The sequence below is a fragment of the Formosa undariae genome (genome assembly GCF_042427615.1).
In the GTDB taxonomy this organism is placed as follows: Bacteria; Bacteroidota; Bacteroidia; order Flavobacteriales; family Flavobacteriaceae; genus Formosa; species Formosa undariae.
Map to the genome: position 1 here is coordinate 730,543 of NZ_JBHMEZ010000001.1, position 18,196 is coordinate 748,738.

Genomic DNA, 18,196 nt, shown 5'->3' on the forward strand with positions numbered 1-18,196 from the left:
TAAATATGTCCGATTTTTAACCTCAAAGTAAGAAATTTACTTAAACCTTTAAGTAGGTTAAAATGGAAGTGTTTATCAACGTAAGAACAGTGTGTAAAGGGCTTATATTGCTGATGTTTTACAACTATAGATCCTAAAATGGGATCGCACAATTTAAGGTTTAAAAAAACTAAATATGTGGATATAATTCAATATCTCGCGATATAATTCCTAAATTCATATTTAATTGAAGGTATTTTTATGGTTTTTATTGAATTGGAAAACTATATTTAGATGTTATAAAAAAAATGAACTTCATAATAATTAGTATTTTCAATAGTTACTCAAAAAACATATTTTTCTTTAAAAATGTATCATTTAGGAATAGATTTAGGTAGTTCATCAGTTAAAGTTGCTTTAGTTGATGCAGACAGCGGAAAAAAAATAATATCACTTCACGAACCTCCAAACGAGATGGAGATTATTGCGATTAATCCAGATTGGGCCGAGCAAGATCCAAATATGTGGTGGACGCATGTTTGTAATGCGATAAAACGTGTTACGGTAGAAGCAGATGTAAACGTTTCCGAAATAAAAAATATAGGAATTTCCTATCAGATGCATGGTTTAGTTATTGTGGATGAGTCGGGAAATCCGTTGCGAAATTCAATTATATGGTGCGATAGTCGTGCGGTAGAAATTGGTAGAAAAGCGTTGCAAGATTTAGGACAAGATTTATGTGGTACACACATGCTAAATGCGCCTGGAAATTTCACGGCTTCAAAGCTAAAGTGGGTTATAGATAACGAACCAGAAACTTATAAAAATACCTACAAATTTATGTTGCCAGGCGATTTTATAGCGTATAAACTTACTGGTAAAATGGCGACCACTAAAAATGGTTTGTCTGAAGGTATTTTATGGGATTATAAAAAAGATGATGTCGCTACAGATCTATTGGATTACTACGGCATTGATAAAAACTTAGTGCCTGAAATTGTAGAGAACTTCACAAATCAAGGTACAGTAAATGTGCAAGGTTCCAAAGAAACTGGCTTAGCAGAAGGTGTTCAAGTCACTTACCGTTCTGGCGATCAGCCAAACAATGCGTTATCACTTAATATTTTTAACCCAGGAGAAGTCGCTGCTACAGGCGGAACATCGGGTGTGGTTTATGCAGTTTCAAACAACTTAAAACCACAAGAGATTTCGAAAGTAAATCACTTCGCACATGTTAATTATACCGCATCTGAACCGGTAATAGGAACGCTTTTAAATATAAATGGTGCTGGAATTCAATACCGTTGGCTAAGAAATAATTGCGGAAATGATTCTTATGATGTTATGAACGACAAAGCTTCAAAAATCGAGGTGGGTTCTAATGGCGTAGTTATTATTCCTTTCGGAAATGGTGCCGAACGTATGTTGGAAAATAAAAATGTGGGTACACATATTTTAAACTTGAATTTAAATCAACATAACAATGCTCATTTATATCGCGCAAGTTTAGAAGGTATCGCATTTTCGTTTGTGTACGGTGTAGAGATTTTGAAAAAAGATATCGGTGAGATAAAAGTGATTCGAGCGGGAAATGACAATTTATTCCGTTCAGAAATATTTTCGAATACCGTAGCAACATTAATCGATCACGATATAGAGATTTACAACACTACAGGAGCTGTTGGTGCAGCAAGAGCCGCTGGTTTAACAGATGGTGATTTTGAAAAATTTGGGGAGAATATCACCAAAAACGATCATGTAATGACATATAAGCCTTTACAAGATAAAGCAGCTTACCAAGCAGCTTACACAACATGGAAGAACGAATTAGAAATGATATTAAAACATAAATAATTATGGCAACATTAGGTAATAAAGAGTATTACAAAGGTATTGGAGACATTAAGTTTGAAGGAAAAGAATCTGACAATCCTTTAGCATTTAAATATTATAACCCTGAACAAGTTGTTGCAGGAAAAACCATGCGTGAGCATTTTAGATTTGCTATTTCGTACTGGCATACATTCTGTGGTACAGGTGGAGATCCATTTGGACCTGGAACATTAAACTTCCCTTGGGATCAGCCAACGGATGCTATTGAAGCAGCTAAAGAAAAAGCAGATGCTGCTTTTGAGTTTATTACAAAAATGGGCTTCGATTATTACTGTTTCCACGATGTGGATTTAGTAAGAGAAGGTTCTTCTTTTGGAGAATTAGAAAGTAGAGTAGCCACAATAACGGAGTATTTAAAAGAAAAGCAAGCAGCTTCTGGTGTAAAATTACTTTGGGGTACGGCTAACTGTTTCTCTAACCCACGTTATATGAACGGGGCATCTACCAATCCTGATTTTAATGTGTTAGCTAGAGCTGGTGGACAAATAAAATTGGCTATGGATGCAACTATCGCTTTAGGTGGTGAAAACTATGTGTTTTGGGGTGGTCGTGAAGGTTATATGAGCTTATTAAATACCGATATGGGTCGTGAATTAGACCATATGGGACAGTTTTTAGGTATGGCTAGAGATTATGCAAGATCTCAAGGTTTTAAAGGAAACTTCTTGATTGAACCTAAACCAATGGAACCTATGAAGCACCAATACGATTTCGATTCGGCTACAGCTATCGGATTCCTAAAAGAATATGGTTTAGATAAAGATTTCAAAATTAATATTGAAGTAAATCACGCGACTTTAGCACAACACACTTTTCAGCATGAAATTGAAACCGCTGCAAAAGCAGGTATGTTAGGAAGTTTAGATGCTAACCGTGGCGATTACCAAAACGGATGGGACACAGACCAATTCCCGAACAATATTCAAGAAACTACAGAGGCTATGTTGGTGTTCTTAAAAGCTGGTGGATTACAAGGTGGAGGTGTTAATTTCGATGCTAAAATCAGAAGAAATTCAACAGACATGGAAGATGTATTTCATGCACATATTGGAGGAGCAGATACATTTGCAAGGGCATTACTAACTGCCGATAAAATTATTACATCTTCAGCTTACGATAAGTTAAGAACAGAGCGTTACAGTTCTTTCGATTCTGGAAAAGGTAAAGATTTTGAAAACGGAAAATTACAATTCCAAGATTTATATAAAATCGCTCAAGAAAATGGCGAATTAGAATTACAAAGTGGAAAACAAGAGTTGTTTGAGAATATCATCAATCAATATATTTAAGCATTTTTAATGGTGTTATAAAACTGTATCGTGTTCAATATAATGGGGGCGATGCAGTTTTTGTTATTTCCATTTTCGTATTTTAGAACAAATTAACTAAACCAAATAAACATGTCAACCTCACACAATTCAGCCTTTTTATGGCGCTTAACTCTGGTCGCTACTTTGGGTGGCTTACTCTTTGGTTACGATACAGCGGTAATTTCTGGTACCGTAAGCTCATTAGATGAGTTTTTCGTACTTCCTTATGGATTGTCGGAAATGGCTTCTAATGCTCGACTGGGATTTTTAGTGTCTAGTGCCTTAATAGGGTGTATTATCGGAGGGATTTCTGGTGGTTTTATTAGTCGAAAATTGGGAAGAAAAAACGGATTGATTTTAGCTGGAGTTTTATTTTTATTATCCGCAATAGGATCTTCCGCTCCAGAATTGTTTATGAAGCCTATAGGTGAAGGAGATCATACGTTCATGTATTTTTTCATTGTATATCGAGTAATCGGAGGAATTGGAGTGGGACTAGCTTCTATGCTATCTCCACTTTATATCGCAGAAATTGCTCCAGCAAAAAGTAGAGGACGTTTGGTTTCTATGAATCAATTTGCTATCGTTTTTGGGATGTTGATTGTGTATTTTGTGAACTATTATATCTCAAGTTTAGGAAACGATAATTGGCTTAATACTATAGGATGGCGTTGGATGTTTGCTTCGGAAATTATTCCCGCTAGTTTGTTCCTGTTTTTCTTAATGTTTGTTCCTGATACGCCAAGATCTTTAGTATTACAGTCTAAGCCGGAAGAAGCTTTAGATGTATTAACAAAAGTAAATGGTGCTGCGGAAGCTAAGATAATTCTTTTAGAAATTAAGAATACAGTAACAGCTAATTCAGGAAAGCTTTTCTCTTATGGGGTTCCTGTCATTATATTTGGAATACTGCTCTCTGTTTTTCAGCAATTTGTTGGAATAAATGTTGTGTTATATTATGCTCCCGAAATTTTTAAAAGTATGGGTTCTGGTACGGATACCGCTTTAATGCAAACTATAATTGTAGGAGCGATAAACTTATTATTTACCGTGTTAGCGATGCAAACCGTCGATAAATTTGGTAGAAAACCATTAATGATTATTGGTGCTTTGGCCATGGCTGTAGCGATGTTTGCCTTAGGAACATCGTTCTTTAGTCATTCATTAGGTGTGTTTTCTCTAATTTGTATGTTAGTATATGTTGCTGGATTTGCGATGAGTTGGGGACCTGTAACTTGGGTACTTTTATCAGAGATTTTTCCAAATAATATTCGGGGTAAAGCATTAGCTGTTGCTGTGGCGTGCCAATGGGTTGCTAATTATTTAGTGTCTTGGACGTTCCCTATGATGGATAAAAATAGTTATTTAATAGAGCAATTTAATCATGGATTTGCCTATTGGATTTACGGATTAATGGGCGTTCTTGCTGCATTCTTTGTTTGGAAATTTATTCCAGAAACAAAAGGAAAAACATTAGAGGAGATGAATGATTTGTGGACTAAAAAATAGTATAAATTAATATAATTAAGGAGCACAAAATCAATAGTTGTTAACTAATGGTTTTGTGCTTTTTCGTTCAATTAAAGTCGTTTTAATTGTCTTGGTTTCAAAAACAGTTTCAGTACCTAATGGTTGTTCTATTTTCGAAATTAAGATTTCGGCAGCTGTCTTTCCCATAAAAACGCTATGCTGATTTATACAAGTTATAGATGGTTTTGTATATTTGAAAAAGTCGCTACTCGTAAAACTTATAATTGAAATATCATCTGGAACAATGTAACCACGATCTTGGGCAATCATCATTGATTCTACAGCCGAAAATTCTTCAAGTCCAATAATAGCATCCACTTCCTGATAATCTAACATGGTTTTTAATTCAGTTTCAAAATCATATCCAGGTTTAATAAGGTTTATAATTTTTCTGTTTATAGGTAAATTATAATCTACTAGAGCCTTTAAATATCCATCAATTCGTAGTTTTATAATTCCCACATTATCTAAAGTCGATACTACCGAAATATGTTTACAACCCGTTTTAATTAAATGTTCGGTAGCTTTGTAAGCGCAATTAAAATCGTCTACAATAACTTTATCTGTATTTACTGAATCGGAGACACGATCGAACATTACAATAGGTCCAGCATTATCGATAAATTCTTCAAGATGACTAAAATGCTGTTTTGCTTCGGCTTCTTCACTTAAAGAAATAAGTAAACCGTCGATTAAGCCATTTTCTAACACAATTATAGAGCTAATCTCCTTATCGAGTTTACCATGAGACACAATCGCAATAACATTATACCCTTTTTCATTTGCAACCTGCTCGATTCCACTAAACGTTTTTACAAAAAACGGATTTAAAATTGAAGGCATGATAACACCAATAGTTTTTGATTTTTTATTGAGTAAACTCAGCGCAATGCTATTAGGCCTATAATTATGAAGTTTTGCGTATTCTTGAATTTTTAGTTTAGTAGCCACACTAATTTCATGACTATCTTTTAAAGCTTTAGAAACCGTTGCAATAGACACATTAAATGTTTTAGCGATGTGTTTTAATGTGATGCGTTGTTTCATAAGATATTTAAGGTTTTGAAATCTAAATTATACGGAGATACTGTTGATGTAAAAGTATGAAAATAGCCAACATTTTAAGAACTATAAATTTTTAAAAAGCAACTTTCGTTTAGGAAGCCATTTGCTAAAACGATTGTGTAGAAAATAGTTAATCCGAAAAACGAAATAAAATGTAATATTATTGATAATTACTTAAAATCATTAGTATCCTCTAAAATAGTAGTGGTAATAGTTTTTAATGTAAATAATTTTACATTAAATTTGTACCGTTAAGAAAGATTGAATTAATAGCAGATTTTAATTTTTTAATTAACAATTTTGGTTATTTAATTAGCCAATAATTTATAGTGATGCAATATAAAACTAAATTTTTTTTAATCCTTTTCATGTTGGTTGGTGTAATGTGTTTTGCGCAAGACGTACCAGCTCCTGATCCAGAAGGTAGAGGTATAAATCCTCCTGGAATGCCTATAGACGGTGGTTTAGCCATTTTAATAGCTGCCGGGGCATATTATGGTATCAGAAAATCTTTGAAGCACTAAGATTACTTTATATCAAACTCTAATAATCGTTTTACATATTTTCCAAGTACATCGAATTCTAAATTTACAGCATCCCCAATTTTAAAATATTTAAAGTTGGTATGTTCGAAAGTGTAGGGGATTATTGCTACACTAAACTGATTGCGTTTAGAGTCGACAACCGTTAAACTTGTACCATTTACAGTAATCGAGCCTTTTTCTATTGTGATATTGTTTAGCTCTTTATCGTATTCAAACGTAAATAACCAACTACCAGAAGTTTCCTTAATATCAATACATGTTGCGGTTTGGTCTACATGACCTTGTACTATATGGCCATCTAATCGGTCTCCAAGTAGCATAGCGCGTTCTAAATTCACTAAATCATTAGTTTTAAGAGACCCTAAGTTTGTTTTGTTTAATGTTTCTTGTATTGCAGTCACGGTATATGTGTTTTCGCTAATACCTACAACCGTTAAGCAAACCCCATTATGAGCCACACTTTGGTCAATTTTTAACTCCGATGCTAATTCACTTTCTATGGTTACATGTAGATTACCTTGATCTGATTTAAGATTAGCAACACGACCTAAATTTTCTATTATTCCTGTAAACATATTAATTCAATTATTTGGTTAAATTTGTACTTGTAAAATTACGAACAAAATAGTTATCAAGTTTAATGAAGAAAGAAGAAAATATAATAGTTGGAATTTCAATTGGAGACTTGAATGGAATTGGTGGTGAAATTGTATTGAAGACTTTTGAAGACCCTAGAATTCTAGAATTTTGTACGCCAGTGATTTTCGCCTCCGTTAAGGTGATGTCTTTTTATAAGAATCATTTTAAAATGGATATGAATTTTAATGGCATTAATCATATCAATCAAATTGTAATTGGTAAGGTTAATGTTTTAAATTGTTGGAAAGAAAATGTGGCCATTAATTTTGGAAAAGAAGATTTTAAAATAGGCGAGTATGCAATTAAATCACTGGAATCAGCAACTTCAGCTTTAAAAGAAGGTACAATAGATGTATTGGTAACCGCACCTATTAATAAGCATAACATTCAATCTGAAAAATTCAAGTTTCCTGGACACACAGATTATTTAGCCCAAGAGTTAGAAGGAGAAAGTTTAATGTTTATGATAACAGACTCTTTAAAGGTCGGTTTGTTAACCGATCATGTTCCTGTAAGTGAAATAGCAAACCATATTACGCCAGAACTAATTGAAAAGAAAATAAGTACCGTTTATAAATCGCTTCAACGAGATTTTCAAATCTCTAAGCCAAAAATTGCTGTTTTGGGTATAAACCCTCATACGGGAGATAATGGTGTTATTGGAAACGAAGATGATACTATTTTACGCCCTACTTTGGCTAAAATTAAAGACAGTGGCAAATTAGTTTATGGTCCATATGCTGCAGATAGCTTCTTTGGATCTAATAATTATAAGAATTTCGATGCTATAATCGCCTCGTATCACGATCAGGGATTAATTCCGTTTAAAACATTATCTTTTGGAGAAGGTGTAAATTATACGGCGGGCTTAAATAAAGTGCGAACATCACCAGACCACGGTACGGCTTTCGAAATAGCAGGGAAAGGTATTGCAAGTGCAAGTTCGTTTAAAGAAGCGTTATTTTCTGGAATACAGATTTATAAGCATCGTTTAGAGTACGATAAACTTGTAAAAAGAGTCTAAAATATTAAATAAAAAAGATATAAACAAAAAAATGTTTATAAGTAAGCTTGTGTAAAATAAAAATTCATATATTTGCAGGCTCAAATTAGATATGGAAATGAAGCTGTTGAAAGAATTTACAATCCAATTCGTTGGATTAAAATTAGGAAAACATCAATTCGAATATCAAATTGGACAAGAGTTCTTTACACATTTTGGGTATGAAGATTTTAATGATGCTAACATTCAGGTACATGTTCTTTTAGAAAAGAAGAACACGTTATTAGAAGTGCATTTTGAGATCTTAGGAATTGTAAACGTCTATTGTGATGTCACAAATGAACCTTACGATCAACCTATTCAAAATGAATTTGATTTGGTAGTGAATTTTGGTGACGAGTACAACGACGAAGAAATTGATTTACTAATTATTCCTCACGGGGAATATGAATTAAATATACAGCAGTATATTTATGAATTAATAGTATTAGCAATTCCTACGAAACGTGTTCACCCTGGGGTTGAAGACGGAACGTTAGAGTCGGAAATGCTTGATAAATTAGAAGAATTGAGTCCTAAAATTAAGGAAGAAAAAAAAGACCAAGAGGAGTCAGACCCTCGATGGAATACATTAAAGAAACTATTAACGGATAATAAATAAATAGAAAATGGCACATCCTAAAAGAAAAATCTCGAAAACAAGAAGAGATAAAAGAAGAACACATTACAAAGCAACTGCGCCACAAATTGCTACATGTCCAACGACAGGAGAAGCTCACTTATATCACAGAGCACACTGGCACGAAGGTAAATTATATTACAGAGGTCAAGTTTTAATTGACAACTCAGAGGTAGAAGAAAATTTAGCATAAGTATTATGCAAGCATATAAAAAAACGCTCCATTGTGAGCGTTTTTTTTGTCATATAGTTTTCTATAAGTCAAAAACAACTTAATTTGCATTCAATTAAACCAAAAAATTAAGTAATTTGGCCGTAAAATTGATGTTTCAGGTCTAATTATCTAAGTTTTGGTTCAATAATTTATACGCTATGAGTAAAATAACAGCGGCTATTACGGCTGTAGGAGGATATGTGCCGGAGCATGTTTTAACGAATAAGATGTTAGAGTCTATGGTTGAAACTAATGATGAATGGATTACATCGAGAACAGGAATTAAAGAACGTCGTATTTTAAAGGAAGAAGGAAAAGGAACTTCTTTTCTTGCTATAAACGCTGCTCAGGATTTAATTAATAAATCTGGAGTAGATCCTAAAGAAATCGATCTTGTAATTGTTGCTACGGCAACACCAGATATGAAAGCGGCTGCAACAGCATCTTTCACAGCAACTGCGATAGGAGCAGTAAATGCGTTTGCATACGATCTAGAAGCTGCTTGTTCAAGTTTCTTATTTGGAATGTCTACTGCATCTAGTTACATAGAATGTGGACGTTATAAAAAAATATTACTTATTGGAGCAGATAAAAATTCTTCGATGATTAATTATAAAGACCGAGCAACCTGTATTATTTTTGGTGATGGTGCCGGGGCAGTGTTATTCGAACCTAATGAAGAAGGTTTAGGATTACACGACGAGTATTTAAGAAGCGATGGTAATGGTAGAGATTTTCTACAAGCTACTTATGGCGGATCATCTTATCCTGTTACTCCCGAAGCTGTAGCCGAAGGAAAACATTTTGTGTTTCAGGATGGAAAAACAGTATTTAAAAATGCAGTATCTAATATGGCAGATGTTGCTGAAAAAATATTAGAACGAAATAATTTATCTAAAGACGAAATTTCTTGGCTAGTAGCTCACCAAGCAAACAAACGTATTATAGATGCAACAGCTAAAAGAATAGATTTAGACTCAGAAAAAGTAATGATTAATATAGAAAAGTACGGTAATACGACTTCTGCTACATTACCATTATTACTTTTCGATTATGAAAAACAACTTAAAAAAGGCGATAAATTAGTTTTTGCAGCTTTTGGAGGTGGTTTTACATGGGGATCTATTTACTTAACCTGGGCATACAATTCTTAATTGACTAATAATAACTTATTTTAAAATCTAATTTATTATGGATTTAAAAGACATTCAAAATTTAATCAAATTCGTTGCTAAATCTGGTGCAAGCGAGGTTAAATTAGAAACCGATGATGTAAAGATTACCATCAAAACAGGTGGTGACGATAAAGGTGAAACTACAACTTATGTACAACAAATACCTGTAGGGACTCCCGTTGCTCAGGCTCCTGTTGCTCCACAAACTGTAGCAAGTACCCAAGCAGCCCCTGCCGAGGCAGAAGCTAATTCAAAATATATAACTATTAAATCTCCAATTATCGGGACTTTATATAGAAAACCTTCACCAGACAAACCACTGTTTGTAGAAGTTGGTCAGACTATAGCCGAAGGCGATGTACTTTGTATTATTGAAGCGATGAAATTATTTAACGAAATTGAATCAGAAGTTTCTGGTAAAGTTGTTAAAATACTTGTAGATGATGCGTCTCCAGTAGAATTCGATCAACCATTATTCTTGGTAGATCCATCATAACAAATTTTAAAATTCCAAAACAAATCCCAATTGACTTGGAATTTGGAATTTGAGATTTTTAAATTGTATACGTTATGTTTAAAAAAATACTAATAGCCAATAGAGGGGAAATAGCACTGCGTGTTATTAGAACCTGTAAAGAAATGGGAATTAAAACGGTTGCAGTGTATTCTACAGCCGATGCAGAAAGCTTGCATGTAAAATTTGCAGACGAGGCCGTTTGTATAGGACCTGCAGCAAGTAGTGAATCCTATTTAAAAATGTCTAATATAATTGCTGCTGCAGAAATAACAAATGCAGACGCGATTCACCCAGGATACGGGTTCCTTTCAGAAAATGCAAAATTTTCTAAAATATGCGAGGAACACGATATTAAGTTCATTGGTGCATCTGCCGATATGATCTCTAAAATGGGAGATAAAGCCACGGCAAAAGAAACCATGAAAGCTGCGGGAGTACCATGTGTACCTGGTAGTGATGGTATTATTGCAGATTTCGAAATGTGTAAAAAAGTGGCCTTAGAAACCGGTTACCCAGTAATGCTTAAGGCAACTGCTGGTGGTGGTGGAAAAGGAATGCGTGCCATTTGGAAAGAAGAAGACCTGAAAGATGGTTGGGATTCTGCTCGTCAAGAAGCTAAAGCAGCCTTCGGAAACGACGGTATGTACATGGAGAAACTTATTGAAGAACCAAGACATATCGAAATCCAGGTTGTAGGAGATTCTACAGGTAAAGCATGTCATTTATCAGAACGTGATTGCTCTATTCAGCGTCGTCACCAAAAGTTAACGGAAGAAGTGCCTTCGCCATTTATGACGAAGAAATTACGTGACGCTATGGGGACAGCTGCTGTTCGCGCTGCAGAATATATAAAGTATGAAGGTGTAGGAACTATCGAATTTTTGGTAGATAAGCACCGTAATTTTTACTTTATGGAAATGAATACACGTATTCAGGTAGAACACCCAATTACAGAACAAGTAATAGATTTCGATTTAGTTCGTGAACAAATTCTTGTTGCTGCCGGTGTGCCAATTTTAGGTAAAAACTATACGCCAAACATGCATTCTATTGAATGTCGTATTAATGCAGAAGACCCATACCACGGATTCCGTCCGTCGCCAGGTATGATAACGACGTTACATGCACCGGGAGGTCATGGTGTGCGTTTAGATACACATGTTTATGCAGGTTATAGCATTCCACCAAATTACGATTCTATGATCGCTAAGTTAATTACTACGGCCCAAACGCGTGCAGAAGCCATCAGTAAAATGAAACGTGCTTTAGACGAATTCGTAATAGAAGGTGTGAAAACGACCATTCCGTTCCATAGACAATTAATGGATCATCCAGATTATGTCGCTGGAAATTATACTACAAAATTCATGGAAGATTTCGTAATGGAAAAACCTCCAAAAGAAGATTAAATCATACAAACTCCGAAATTTATTTCGGAGTTTTTTTATGGTGTTACTTTTGCATAAGAAAAGCAAAAGTCAGGCTATTCGCTATATCTTTTATTTTTTTAGAAAATAAAAGGATGCCACTTCTATCCTTAACACAACTTTCATTTGTATATCAAAATCAAGAATTTATTATTAATCTTGGCTTATTACGTAAAATTAATTAAGATAATCCCAATTAATCACTGTTTTTAGGTCCGAAAACAGGTGTGGTTTATTAGCTTTTTTTATGTTTTTAATTCATGTTAAGTAAGTAATTACTCCGATTCACCTCTATTTTCTCCGTTAGACTAATTTTTATGTAGTTAAACTAATATTCTTTTAATACTATGACTACCCTTTTATATTTGCCTCACCATAACATAAGTAGGTTAAGTTCATGGTAGATTTGGGGCAAAAAGGTGAACTTAACAGTTCACCTTTTTCATTTTTAAATAGTTTCAAAAAAAAATCGGACTATATAAAAATATAGCCCGATTGTAATAAATATTTAAAACGTCTTATTATTTTGCTTCAGCATAACGACGTTCTACTTCGTTCCAGTTAATTACATTAAAAAATGCATCAATATATTCTGGTCTTTTGTTTTGGTAGTTTAAGTAATACGCATGTTCCCAAACGTCTAATCCTAAAATAGGAGTTCCATCGCACTCAACACCTGGCATTAATGGGTTATCTTGATTTGGAGTAGAACAAACAGAAACTTTTCCGCCTTTGTTTACACATAACCAAGCCCAACCTGAACCAAATTGTGTTGCTGCAGCATTACTAAACGCTTCTTTAAAAGCATCTACAGATCCGAAAGCCTCTTCGATAGCTGTTTTTAATTCTCCTGATAAACGTCCTTTACCTTCTGGGTTCATTACTTCCCAAAATAAAGAGTGATTGTAAAAACCACCACCATTATTTCTAACAGCTCCATTGCTCATGTCTAAACCAGTAAGAATCTCTTCAATAGATTTTCCTGCTAAGTCTGTACCTTCAATAGCACCGTTTAATTTTGTAGTATATCCTTGGTGATGTTTAGTATGGTGTATTTCCATTGTACGAGCATCGATATTTGGTTCTAACGCATCGTAAGCATATTGTAATTTCGGTAATTCGAATGCCATAATATTTGTGTTTTTTATGATTAAAAATTTTATCTCTTTCAAATTTAAGGATAATACACGTCAATTAAAAATAATATATAGTTATCGAATCATTGATAGTTTTTATCTTGTCTTCAAATTATTTAATAAGCATGGAGAGTAAAACGACTTTTTCTATTTATGATGCTTCTGCAGGGAGCGGAAAAACATTCACCCTTGTAAAAGCCTATCTAACAATCTTATTTAAATCTAAAAGTCATTTTCAGTTTAAAAACATTCTGGCCATTACGTTTACTAATAAAGCAGTGTTCGAAATGAAAGAGCGGATTATTAAAACGCTTAAAGAATTTTCGGACGAGGCTGTTTTAATAGAGAGTAACGATATGTTTAGTTTATTGTGTGAAGAACTAAAAATGGAACCGGAAGCCCTACATAGCAAGTCGAAAATGTTGCTTCATACCATTATACATAATTATGCCGCTTTCGAGATTTCGACAATCGATGGATTTACACATAGAATAATAAGAACCTTTGCCCACGATTTAAAATTGCCTTTAAATTTTGAAGTCGATTTAGATTCCGAAAGCTTATTAAACAAAGCTGTGGATCGCTTAATTGCAAAAGCAGGAACCGATAAAGAAATCACTAAGGTTTTGGTACAGTTCGCTATAGAAAAGGCAGACGATGATAAAAGTTGGAATATTGCTTTAGATTTATATAAAATCGCAAAATTACTCATTTACGAAAATGATATTCCGTATTTAGAAGAGTTAAAAGATAGATCGCTGTCTGACTTTAGCATACTTAAAAAGCAATTAAAAAACGAGATACAAACTTTTGAAAAGGCTATTGTTCAAGTAGCTACCGAGTTTTTAGATCTCATTAAAAATAATGGTATTGAATATGATGATTTCTCGGGTAAATACGCGCCAAAGTATTTTGATAAATTAAGTCAAGGTGATTTAAATGTGAGCTTTAATACGGCATGGCAAACTAAAATTGAGACGCATCCGTTGTATCCCGCTCGTGTAAAAAAAGACGCTAATTTGGCTTCGCTAATGGATAGCCTTCAGCCCCAAATAGCAACGCAGTTTAATAAAACTAAAAAAATATGTTTTTCTCTTAAATTCAGAAAAACGATTTATAAAAACTTAACCCAACTCTCTGTTTTAAATGCAATAAATCAGGAATTAATTGCACTCAAGGATGAAGAAAACAAAATGCTAATTTCGGAGTTTAATACTTTAATTAGTAAAGAAATTGCAGCGCAACCTACTCCTTTTATATATGAACGTTTGGGAGAGAAATTCAATCATTACTTTATAGACGAATTTCAAGATACATCGACCATGCAATGGAATAACTTAATTCCGTTGGTGTCTGAAGCGATAGATGCACAAGATGTCGAAAAAGAACCGGGTTCTTTAATGATTGTTGGAGATGCCAAACAAGCAATTTATAGATGGCGTGGAGGAAAAGCCGAACAGTTTATAGAATTGTCTGATTTGGATTCTAAACATAATCCGTTTAATACACCAAAAAATATAAAGTCTCTAGATACTAATTTTAGAAGTTTTAGAGAAGTGATTCATTTTAATAATACGTTTTTCGATTATGTCTCTGGCGTAACTTTTAGCAACGAGATTTACGGAAATCTTTATAAAAGAGCGAGTCAGAATCAGAAGAATATAAATGAAGGTTATGTAAGTATTTCTTTTTTAGATTTAAAAGACGAAGATCGCAATGCGCTGTATCCTGAACAAGTATATGCCACGGTTGAAGATTGTAAGGCAAACGGATTTCAACTAAAAGACATTTGCATTTTAGTGAGAAAAACAAAAGACGCTGTGGTTACAGCAGATTATTTAAGTCAGAAGGGGATTCCTATTATTTCTTCAGAATTGTTACTGATAAAGCAAGCACCCGAGGTCATGTTTGTTACCCATTTGTCAACGCTTTTATTTCAGCCAAAGAATGCTGAAATTAAGGCCGAAATCTTATATTTTTTAGCAGCCAAATTTAAGATTGAAGATAAGCATGCATTTTTTGCAAAATACATTCAGCTAGATAATGCGGAATTATTTGAAAGCTTTAAGCAGTTCGGAATTATTACAAACGCAAATGCTTTAATACAGTTGCCACTGTTTGATATGTTCGAAACTATAGTTCGGGAATTTAATTTAGTAGAACATTCTAACGCTTATATTCAGTATTATTTAGATGTTGTTTTAGAATATACACATAAGAAAGGATCTGATGTTTTTGGCTTTTTGGAATATTTTGACACTAAAATAGATAAGTTAAGTATTGTTTCGCCTGAAGGTCAGGACGCCGTTCAAATTATGACGATTCATAAATCAAAAGGATTAGAATTTCCAGTTGTTATTTTTCCTTTTGCCGATTTAGATATATATAAGGAGATAGAACCTAAGGAATGGTTTCCTTTAAATGCAGAAGAGTTTAATGGTTTTTCGTGGACGTTATTGGACTATAATAAAACTAATTTTGAGGAATTTGGAGAAGAAGGTCTTGCAATTAGTACAAAACATCAATCGGAATTGGAATTAGATAGTCTTAACCTATTATATGTAGCGTTAACACGACCAGTCGAGCAACTTTATATTATTGGGAGTTTGGCTTTAGATGCTAAAAAGAATGCCAATAAAAAGAATTATAGTGGTTTATTTATAGACTACTTAATGCAGAATCAACTTTGGCAGGAGGATACATTTAATTATCATTTTGGGAAGCCAAAACGACTGGCTAAACCTGTAGACGATTTAGAACGGGCAGATAAAGAAGGACAGGTAACATTAGAATTTATTTCTACGGCAAAAAAAGATCATAATATAAAAATTGTTGCGAGTAGTGGTTATTTGTGGGATACCAAACAACAAGAAGCGATTGAAAAGGGGAATCTAGTCCATAATTTAATGGCGAAAATAAAAATTAAATTAGATGTTGAGTCTGTATTACATGATGCCGAGCAATCTGGTTTGATTTCATCAGAACAGTTCGATGGATTGCAAGAGCGTATTTTACAGATTATAGACCACTCAGATCTGGAATCTTATTTTACTTCAGAAAACACTATATATACAGAGCGGGATATAATTAGAGCAGATGGTACTATTTTAAGACCAGACCGCCTTGTGATTTCTCCAAACAAAAAGGTTTCCATTATAGATTATAAAACGGGAACCGAATTAGAAAAACATAAACAACAACTGCTATTGTATCAGGACTGCATAGAGGCAATGGGGTTTGAGGTTGTTGCCAAAGTTCTAGTATATATTAATGAGGATATTCAAGTCAAATACGCATAAAGATTCCTTTTTTAAATGGAATGTAAATGATTTTATAAAGTGACTAAGGTGCCCTGATTTATAAATTTTAAATAGAGAAATATTTTAACTATTTTTTTTAACTCTTTAACATTTGTTATTGCCTCTAAAAAAGTCTTAATGCCTTTAGAAATGATGTGTTTAGGCTCGTAATTTTTTTTATTTACGCTCTAAATAGAAAGAAAAAGTAAACGTAAAATATATACCATCCCTTATGGGTAAAGACATGGACGTATTTATATAGGTTTTAAAAAAGTTAGGCATTATTTAAAACGCTCCTAAACTCTTTAACTTTCGCATAAGTTGTCAATATTTTTTTATATTTGTCTTTGTTAATAAAATTTAACAACTTACTTTTGTTTACAATTAACACTTAAAAATTAAACTTTTGAATATGAAAAATCTTAGCAGATTATTGTTCGCAATGTTGCTGGTATTTGGTTTTAGCAACACTTATGCGCAAGATGACAACAACCCATGGGCGATTAGTTTCGGGGTAAACGCAGTAGACTTCTATCCTAACGGAGATGGAGCACCTCTTAGTGAAGGTTTCGGAGACGAATACTTTAACACTGGTGATCACTGGAACGTTTTACCTTCTTTATCTACAATTACTGTAGCTCGTACTTTAACAGATGGTTTATCTTTTGGAGTAACAGGGTCAATTAATAAAATCGATAAATACGGTGATGACGAAGTTTCTGATTTATCTTACTACGGAGTAGATGGTACTTTTAAGTACGGTTTTTTACAACATAGTGTATTTAATCCATTCATCGGAGTTGGTGGGGGTTACACTTGGGTAGACGAAATCGGAGCTGGTACTGCTAATGGTACTTTAGGTTTCAATATCTGGTTTACTGAGAATATTGGTCTTACATTACAATCTTCTTATAAGCACTCTTTCGAAGATTATTTAACTTCTCATTTCCAACATACTGCAGGAATCGCTATCAAATTTGGTGGAAAAGATGCTGACAAGGATGGAATATATGACAAAGATGATGCTTGTCCAGATGTATTTGGTTTAGCTATCTTTAACGGTTGTCCTGATACTGACGGTGATGGAATCGAAGATTCTAAAGATGCTTGTCCAAACGAAGCTGGTACAGCTGAATTTAATGGTTGTCCTGATTCTGACGGAGACGGTGTAGCTGATCCTGAAGATAAATGTCCTACTGTTGCTGGTTTAGTAGCATTAAACGGATGTCCTGATGCTGATGGAGACGGTGTAGCTGATCCTGATGATAAATGTCCAGATGTTGCAGGTCCTGCTGAAAACAATGGTTGTCCTTGGGCTGATACAGACGGAGACGGTGTAGCAGATAAAGATGACAAATGTGTAGATGTTCCTGGTACTGTTGCAAACGACGGTTGTCCAGAATTATCTGAAGCGGTTCAAAAATCACTTAACGAATATGCTAAAACTATCTTATTCGATACAGGTAAATCTTCTATCAAATCTCACTCTGCTGAAGTTTTAGAAAACATTATAGCTATTATTAATGAATACCCTAACGCTACTTTTACTGTAGATGGTCACACTGATAGTTCAGGATCTGATGCTTTAAACATGAAGTTATCTGACGCTAGAGCAGCAGCTGTTAAAGATTACTTAGTAACTAAAGGTATTGATTCTTCAAGATTATCTTCTAAAGGATATGGTGAAGAAAAGCCAATCGATTCTAACAAAACTAGAGCTGGTAGAGCTAATAACAGACGTGTAGAAATTAACTTAGTTAAATAAGACTAAATCTGTTAAAATAT

15 protein-coding genes are annotated in these 18,196 nt (G+C 33.9%); 12 read left to right on the plus strand and 3 right to left on the minus strand.

What is annotated here, in order from left to right:
• Positions 1-348: 348 nt before the first annotated feature.
• The 3 genes from ACFFVB_RS03170 to xylE all read left to right on the plus strand — a co-directional run bounded on the left by ACFFVB_RS03170 (position 349) and on the right by xylE (position 4,691).
• Positions 349-1,833, plus strand: coding sequence for a xylulokinase (locus ACFFVB_RS03170; RefSeq protein ID WP_382381083.1), 1,485 nt, complete (start codon positions 349-351; stop codon positions 1,831-1,833).
• Between the two features lie 2 nt (positions 1,834-1,835).
• Positions 1,836-3,161: a xylose isomerase gene (gene xylA, locus ACFFVB_RS03175; RefSeq protein WP_382381085.1), complete on the plus strand. Its 1,326-nt coding sequence runs from the start codon at positions 1,836-1,838 to the stop codon at positions 3,159-3,161.
• Between the two features lie 111 nt (positions 3,162-3,272).
• Positions 3,273-4,691 (plus strand): D-xylose transporter XylE, encoded by a 1,419-nt coding sequence (gene xylE / locus ACFFVB_RS03180; RefSeq protein ID WP_382381087.1) that lies wholly within the window; start codon positions 3,273-3,275, stop codon positions 4,689-4,691.
• A 30-nt stretch (positions 4,692-4,721) separates the two neighbouring features.
• On the opposite strand, the gene ACFFVB_RS03185 is transcribed toward xylE, so the two are convergent.
• Positions 4,722-5,759, minus strand: coding sequence for a LacI family DNA-binding transcriptional regulator (locus ACFFVB_RS03185; RefSeq protein ID WP_382381089.1), 1,038 nt, complete (start codon positions 5,757-5,759; stop codon positions 4,722-4,724).
• A gap of 350 nt (positions 5,760-6,109) precedes the next feature.
• On the opposite strand from ACFFVB_RS03185, the gene ACFFVB_RS03190 reads away from it, so the two are divergent.
• On the plus strand, positions 6,110-6,301 hold the full coding sequence (locus ACFFVB_RS03190; RefSeq protein WP_382381091.1) for an Fjoh_0651 family PID-CTERM protein: 192 nt from the start codon (positions 6,110-6,112) through the stop codon (positions 6,299-6,301).
• Positions 6,302-6,303: 2 nt separating this feature from the next.
• On the opposite strand, the gene ACFFVB_RS03195 is transcribed toward ACFFVB_RS03190, so the two are convergent.
• Entirely contained in the window at positions 6,304-6,897 is a 594-nt protein-coding gene (locus ACFFVB_RS03195; protein ID WP_382381093.1) for a riboflavin synthase, read from the minus strand.
• Between the two features lie 65 nt (positions 6,898-6,962).
• Between ACFFVB_RS03195 and pdxA the strand changes: the two genes are divergently transcribed.
• The 6 genes from pdxA to accC all read left to right on the plus strand — a co-directional run bounded on the left by pdxA (position 6,963) and on the right by accC (position 11,958).
• On the plus strand, positions 6,963-7,985 hold the full coding sequence (pdxA, locus tag ACFFVB_RS03200; protein WP_382381095.1) for a 4-hydroxythreonine-4-phosphate dehydrogenase PdxA: 1,023 nt from the start codon (positions 6,963-6,965) through the stop codon (positions 7,983-7,985).
• Between the two features lie 97 nt (positions 7,986-8,082).
• Positions 8,083-8,625, plus strand: a complete 543-nt coding sequence (locus tag ACFFVB_RS03205) for a YceD family protein (RefSeq protein ID WP_382381097.1) — start codon at positions 8,083-8,085, stop codon at positions 8,623-8,625.
• Between the two features lie 7 nt (positions 8,626-8,632).
• Positions 8,633-8,836 (plus strand): 50S ribosomal protein L32, encoded by a 204-nt coding sequence (gene rpmF, locus ACFFVB_RS03210; protein ID WP_007647175.1) that lies wholly within the window; start codon positions 8,633-8,635, stop codon positions 8,834-8,836.
• A gap of 179 nt (positions 8,837-9,015) precedes the next feature.
• Positions 9,016-10,011, plus strand: coding sequence for a beta-ketoacyl-ACP synthase III (locus ACFFVB_RS03215; RefSeq protein ID WP_382381100.1), 996 nt, complete (start codon positions 9,016-9,018; stop codon positions 10,009-10,011).
• Between the two features lie 37 nt (positions 10,012-10,048).
• Positions 10,049-10,528, plus strand: coding sequence for an acetyl-CoA carboxylase biotin carboxyl carrier protein (gene accB / locus ACFFVB_RS03220; protein WP_382381102.1), 480 nt, complete (start codon positions 10,049-10,051; stop codon positions 10,526-10,528).
• Positions 10,529-10,602: 74 nt separating this feature from the next.
• Positions 10,603-11,958, plus strand: a complete 1,356-nt coding sequence (gene accC, locus ACFFVB_RS03225; protein WP_382381104.1) for an acetyl-CoA carboxylase biotin carboxylase subunit — start codon at positions 10,603-10,605, stop codon at positions 11,956-11,958.
• Positions 11,959-12,497: 539 nt separating this feature from the next.
• On the opposite strand, the gene ACFFVB_RS03230 is transcribed toward accC, so the two are convergent.
• Positions 12,498-13,106, minus strand: a complete 609-nt coding sequence (locus ACFFVB_RS03230; protein ID WP_382381106.1) for a superoxide dismutase — start codon at positions 13,104-13,106, stop codon at positions 12,498-12,500.
• Between the two features lie 131 nt (positions 13,107-13,237).
• On the opposite strand from ACFFVB_RS03230, the gene ACFFVB_RS03235 reads away from it, so the two are divergent.
• A complete protein-coding gene (locus ACFFVB_RS03235) occupies positions 13,238-16,411 on the plus strand; it encodes a UvrD-helicase domain-containing protein (RefSeq protein WP_382381108.1) in 3,174 nt (1,057 codons plus the stop codon).
• Between the two features lie 412 nt (positions 16,412-16,823).
• Positions 16,824-18,176, plus strand: coding sequence for an OmpA family protein (locus ACFFVB_RS03240; RefSeq protein ID WP_382381110.1), 1,353 nt, complete (start codon positions 16,824-16,826; stop codon positions 18,174-18,176).
• The last annotated feature ends 20 nt before the right edge of the window (positions 18,177-18,196 follow it).